Below are 6,000 nucleotides of genomic sequence, written 5' to 3'. Positions count from 1 at the left end.
GCAAACAAATATAAAAGTGATAAAATCAACACTGATAAAGCTTTTTAGAAAAACTATGAATTATTCAGGATAGAACAAGTGACTGCAAGAAACGAAAGCAAGTCTTTTTTTTGAGCCATAATAGTGGTATGATAGAACAGTATGAGAAAATCGAGAAAGTGTCAGTAAACATAAGGAATTTAAAGCGTATTTAAGTAAGCAATGAAACAAAAGAGGAGATTTATATATATGGCTCATTTACTAAAGAGAATTTTTGAAAATGATAAAAAACAGTTACGTATGTATGGAAAAAAAGCAGACCAAATAGACGCATTATCAGACAAAATGGCCGCTTTATCTGATGACGAACTAAAAGCAAGAACGGAAGAATTCAAGGCCCGTTATGCTAAAGGGGAAACATTGGATGATTTGTTGGTTGAAGCCTTTGCGACTGTCAGAGAGGCATCTAAACGTGTCCTTGGACTGTACCCATTTAGAGTGCAGTTAATGGGAGGCATGGCCCTTCATGAAGGGAATATTGCTGAGATGAAAACAGGTGAAGGTAAAACCTTAACAGCTACTATGCCTGTTTATTTAAATGCTATTTCTGGCGAAGGAGTACACGTTGTAACAGTTAACGACTACTTGGCTACACGTGACGCAGAAGAAATGGGAGAACTCTACCGGTGGATGGGGTTAACGGTTGGATTGAATTTGAATTCAAAAACATCTTCAGAAAAAAGAGAAGCCTACAACTGTGATATTACTTACTCTACAAACAACGAATTAGGATTTGACTATTTAAGAGACAACATGGTTGTTTACAAAGAACAGATGGTTCAACGTCCATTAAACTTTGCTATTTTAGATGAGGTTGACTCTATCTTAATTGATGAAGCCAGAACACCGTTAATCATTTCTGGCCAAGCTAACCGTTCAACGTCATTCTACACGCGCTGTGACTTCTTTGTTAAAGGCTTAAAAGAAGATGAAGACTATACAATTGATTTACAATCTAAATCGATTTCTTTAACTGAAGAAGGAATTGAGAAAGCGGAAAGAACATTCCGCGTAAATAACTTATATGATATTGAAAACCAGGCATTGGTTCACCACTTAGATCAGTCTTTGAGAGCCAACTATATTATGCTTAGAGATATTGACTACGTGATTGACGAAGATGCTGTTAAAATTGTAGACCAATTTACCGGTCGTATTATGGAAGGGCGTCGTTACTCAGACGGTCTACACCAAGCCATTGAAGCGAAAGAAAACGTTGAGATTCAAAAAGAATCAAAAACAATGGCTACCATTACGTTTCAGAACTACTTCCGTATGTACAAAAAGTTATCTGGTATGACGGGTACAGCTAAAACGGAAGAAGAAGAATTTAGAGAAATTTACAACATGAACGTTGTCGCTATACCAACGAACCGACCACTTATTCGTGATGACCGTGATGATTTACTTTACCCTACACTGGAAAGTAAATTCAATGCTGTTGTTGCAGATATTAAAGAGCGTCATGAAAAAGGACAGCCGATTCTTGTTGGTACAGTAGCTGTTGAAACATCAGAATTAATTAGTTCATTACTGAAAAGAGACGGTATTCCACATGAAGTGTTGAATGCTAAAAACCACTTCCGTGAAGCGGAGATTGTTATTAACGCAGGTCAACCGGGCTCTGTTACCATTGCGACTAACATGGCTGGTCGTGGGACAGATATTAAATTAGGCCCTGGAGTAAAAGAATTAGGCGGTTTAGCTGTTATCGGGACAGAACGCCATGAATCCAGACGTATCGATAACCAGTTAAGAGGACGTTCAGGTCGTCAGGGAGACCCTGGTGTTTCTCAATTCTACCTGTCACTTGAAGATGACTTGATGAAACGATTCGGTTCAGACCGTATTCGCATGGTACTGGAACAACTGAAAATTGCAGAAGACGATGCTGTGATTCAAAGTCGCGTGATCAGTCGCCAAGTAGAATCGGCTCAAAAACGAGTAGAAGGAAATAACTACGATACTCGTCGTAACGTATTAAAATACGATGATGTCATGAGAGAACAGAGAGAAGTCATTTATTCTCAACGTCAAGAAGTCATCATGGAAGAAGAATCACTAAACTATGTGACAATACCAATGATTAGACGAACCATTGAAAGATATGTGCAGCTCCACACACAACACGAGGATCAGTCACAATGGAAGCTTGATCGTATTGTCGATTTTGCACATACGGTACTAGTTCATCCGGAACAATTGACTTTAGATGACATCCAAGGAAAATCACAAAGTGAGATTGAAAACTTATTGGTTGATTTGGCACGTGCCAATTATGAAGAAAAAACGGCTCAATTAAATGGACCAGAACAAGTTCTTGAATTTGAAAAAGTGGTTATCTTGAGAGTTGTGGACAGAAAATGGACAGACCACATTGACCAGATGGATCAGTTAAGACAAGGTATTGGACTTCGATCTTACGGTCAGTTCAATCCATTAACGGAGTACCAGCAAGAAGGCTTTACTTTATTTGAAGAAATGGTGGGAGAAATTGAGCATGACGTGACTCGCTTACTCATGAAATCTCAAATCCGTCAGAACCTTCAAAGAGAGCAAGCCACACCAAGCGGTAATAATAAACAAGCACGTCGCACACCTAATAAACCAACCTATTCGCATGATGAAGAAACACATACACGCATGGGATAATGAGACAGAACGGAAAGGAACGGATAAATCTATCTGTTCCTTTTGTCTTTTTAAAATTCAAGGAGGAAATGATATGGAAATTAGCGAAATAAGCAACAAATTAGCCCAACTGCAACAAAAAGTCGAAGATTTTAGGGGGTCTCTTTGACTTAGAGACCATGGAAACGGACATCGCCGAGTATGACCAGATGATGGCTGACCCGACATTTTGGGATGACCAAAATGCCGCACAAAAAGTTATTCAAGATGCAAACGAAGTCAAAGGAACGTACCAGACATTTAAAAACATGGAAACCAAAACAGAAGAAATCGAACTCCTGTTAGATATGTATAGAGAAGACCCTGATGAAGATATAAAAAATGAGTTAATTGAAGAGGTTCTTACTTTAGAAAAGCAAAGTGACCAGTTCGAACTCGATATGTTGCTCAGTGATCCGTATGATAAAAACAACGCTATATTTGAAATTCACCCGGGTGCAGGCGGAACAGAATCCCAAGACTGGGGAGATATGTTGTATCGTATGTATACCCGCTGGTTTGATAAGCGCGGGTTTTCATATGAAGTACTGGATTACCAGAGTGGAGACGAAGCGGGGATAAAAAGTGCAACTCTCTTAGTAAAAGGAACCAATGTCTACGGGCTCTTGAAAGCAGAAAAGGGCGTTCACCGCCTTGTGCGTATTTCGCCATTCGATTCTAGCGGGCGTCGTCATACCTCTTTCGTATCAGTAGATGTGACACCGGAAATAACAGATGAGATAAACATCGAGATTAGTCCGGATGAAATCAGAATAGACACTTACCGAGCAAGTGGGGCAGGTGGACAGCACGTCAATAAAACAGATTCCGCTGTGCGAATCACCCACAAAGAAACAGGTATTGTTGCTTCCAGTCAAGCTGGTCGTTCTCAGTTAGCCAATAGAGAAACGGCAATGGCTACTTTGAAAGCGAAGCTTTATCAAAAACAGCAAGAAGAAAAAGAAAGAGAAATGGCTGAAATCAGAGGCGAGCAGAAAGAAATCGGCTGGGGATCGCAAATCCGATCGTATGTCTTCCACCCGTATGCGATGGTTAAAGACCATCGGACGAATGAGGAGACAGGGAACACAGATGCGGTAATGGATGGGGACATTGATGCCTTCATCGAAGCCTATCTTCGCTCAACAATGAAACAATCAAAATAATGAGATAAATACAAAACCGGACTCACATGAAGGGGAATCTTTTCATGAGTCCGGTTTTTAAGTTAAACGAGAGTGCGATAAAGGATATAAATTCCGCCAATTAATAATCCTATAGTGAATAAATAAGAAAAAATTTCTTTTTTTATAAGCTTTCTAAATTTAAAAATGAATTCTATCACTATCCCAATTAATACTAGTATAGAAAATGTAAAAAGCCACCAGCCCGTGAAGTCGCCTCCAAGTCTACCATCAATAAAGTATCCTACAGTATAGCCCAGAAAAATGACTAAACATGTTGCAATACTGGCTTTCTTTATTTTTATTTTATCTAATATATCTTCTAAAAACATGGATTGCCCCCTAATAGATTTTCGTGAGATACATTCTTTTTTTGAGTACTGAGTATGGTTGAATGTGAGAATTGATAGGCTATAGTTGGTTGATTGTCATCTATAGAGGAATTCATGAGATGGAAATAAAAATACCACCTGGTCCTTTTTCGGAGTCAGCTCATTCATACTAAGGTGGATTCGGCGATTTTTAGATAAGGATATAGCAAAGATACTATAGAGAGTGGTTTATTTAAGAAGGGGAATAAATATGCTTGTTCATCATTCCTGTCTAACACTACTTTTTTTCAATCCTCACCTATCTTTTGAATAGCTAAATTAAACGACACTCTGATAAAGAAAATAAATTAAGATCGCCAATGACAAATTTAAAAGACTATTGATGACAAAAGGAAGAGACAGACGTTTGAAATGGATAATGGTGATTAAAGAATTGATGACCAGAAAAACAACACCAATGAAGAGCAGCCACCAGTTAGTAAATATTCCAAGAGAGTTGTAATCAACGATAAAACCGAATACAGTACTTAAGATGATATAAAGGATAATAACTCCTTTAAAAATTAAATCGAATAATTGTTTGTGCTCTATTTTTTTACCAAACATACAATCACCCCTTCTTCGATGACCAAGCGGTATTATAATATAGTTTTTAAAAAAAGAATACCGAATGGGACCTTTTTATGTAGTTCCAATTATGTATACATTGTAACTAAAATCTTCTCTTATCACATAAACCAGCCAATAAATTGGCTGGTTTATAACATGTTATCTTATTGCGTTCGGTTAAAATACCTAATTACCTAATAATCCTTTTAATATAGTTTGATGAGCGACTGCTTTACTTGTCCATTTATATTCTTGCATTCTTTCTATAGCACGTTCAGCTAACTCTCTTCCTTTTTCTTTTTCACCCGTTTTAATAAGGTATTTACCTTCTAAAAATTTGAGTTTTTCTACTTCATAAATATAAAAAGACCCTTCTAAGTCTATTTTTAGTTTTTGAATAAATTTCTCCGCATGATCGTAATTTTGATGCATAATAAAATAATTAATTAAATTCAGGTAAAATTGAGCTTCAATATTGAACTCTTTAGACAATTCAGTATAGACTTTCATTCTTCTTTCCAATCGCTTAATTTTAGGAAATACATATTCTGGTTCAAAGAGAAAGAAGACATTCGAAAACAAAATAACTCGGAAGAAGTCATCTCCTTGTTCTTCGTCAAAGTAGTCTCTCAATTTTTCGATATATTCGGTACTCAATTCTTTACTTTGAACGCTTGAAATATACACTTCAGTTAACCATAATAATTTCTCATATCTTGGAACGGAAGTCTTTTTACTTTCAAATTGGCGTTTTAACCTGTTCAGTTCGGTTAAACTCGCTCTTTCCCTTGCTAAAGAAATCAACTTAATTTCTTCTCTAAAGTTTGCTACGGGTTCTTCAATTAATAATTGAAAGATGTCAAGGGGCGTATCGAAATAATCTAACAAAGCCAAAAACTTTTCCACTGTTAAGTGAGAAGTCTCCCGCTCATAGTTACTAATTTGAGAAGCAGATACGATTTTTGACTTGGCAACATCGTATTGCGAAAGATCTTTGCTCTCTCTAAGTGATTTTAAAACTTTTCTATATGACTCCATTATTAGAAACCCTCCAATATATTAATTGAATAGTAAAGATGTTTATATTTGTAGTATACTTAATTATACCAATAAAAAAAGGAGGTTGCCCAATATGTTTAAAATATTATTCAGCTTACTTGGAAACC

General features: G+C 36.8%; 5 protein-coding genes. 2 read left to right on the top strand and 3 right to left on the bottom strand.

The features are described from left to right. The first annotated feature begins 228 nt into the window (after positions 1-228). Together secA and prfB are read left to right on the top strand one after the other, a co-directional pair. On the top strand, positions 229-2,691 hold the full coding sequence (secA, locus tag ABDZ53_RS05465; protein WP_343754586.1) for a preprotein translocase subunit SecA: 2,463 nt from the start codon (positions 229-231) through the stop codon (positions 2,689-2,691). A gap of 73 nt (positions 2,692-2,764) precedes the next feature. Then, positions 2,765-3,875 (top strand): peptide chain release factor 2 gene (prfB, locus tag ABDZ53_RS05460; protein WP_343754585.1). Its coding sequence is split into 2 segments (ribosomal slippage): positions 2,765-2,821 and positions 2,823-3,875, totalling 1,110 coding nucleotides; the frame shifts between segments, so codons are not numbered across the junction. A gap of 62 nt (positions 3,876-3,937) precedes the next feature. Here the strand turns inward: prfB and ABDZ53_RS05455 are convergent. From ABDZ53_RS05455 to ABDZ53_RS05445, 3 genes are all read right to left on the bottom strand, one after another. Then, complete coding sequence (locus ABDZ53_RS05455; protein WP_343754584.1) at positions 3,938-4,225, bottom strand: hypothetical protein; 288 nt, start codon at positions 4,223-4,225, stop codon at positions 3,938-3,940. A gap of 318 nt (positions 4,226-4,543) precedes the next feature. Continuing rightward, positions 4,544-4,831, bottom strand: coding sequence for a hypothetical protein (locus ABDZ53_RS05450; protein WP_343754583.1), 288 nt, complete (start codon positions 4,829-4,831; stop codon positions 4,544-4,546). Positions 4,832-5,020: 189 nt separating this feature from the next. Further along, positions 5,021-5,872 (bottom strand): Rgg/GadR/MutR family transcriptional regulator, encoded by an 852-nt coding sequence (locus ABDZ53_RS05445; RefSeq protein WP_343754582.1) that lies wholly within the window; start codon positions 5,870-5,872, stop codon positions 5,021-5,023. Positions 5,873-6,000 lie beyond the last annotated feature (128 nt).

This window comes from Alkalibacterium iburiense (assembly GCF_039521845.1).
Classification (GTDB): Bacteria; Bacillota; Bacilli; order Lactobacillales; family Carnobacteriaceae_A; genus Alkalibacterium; species Alkalibacterium iburiense.
The sequence above is the reverse complement of the archived record's forward strand: the minus strand, read 5'-3'. Positions and strand labels throughout refer to the sequence as shown.

Coding starts and splice junctions, on each gene's coding strand:
- ABDZ53_RS05445 (WP_343754582.1), bottom strand. CDS start 5,872: ATGGAGTCATATAGAAAAGTTTTAAAATCACTTAGAGAGAGCAAAGAT.
- ABDZ53_RS05450 (WP_343754583.1), bottom strand. CDS start 4,831: ATGTTTGGTAAAAAAATAGAGCACAAACAATTATTCGATTTAATTTTT.
- ABDZ53_RS05455 (WP_343754584.1), bottom strand. CDS start 4,225: ATGTTTTTAGAAGATATATTAGATAAAATAAAAATAAAGAAAGCCAGT.
- secA (WP_343754586.1), top strand. CDS start 229: ATGGCTCATTTACTAAAGAGAATTTTTGAAAATGATAAAAAACAGTTA.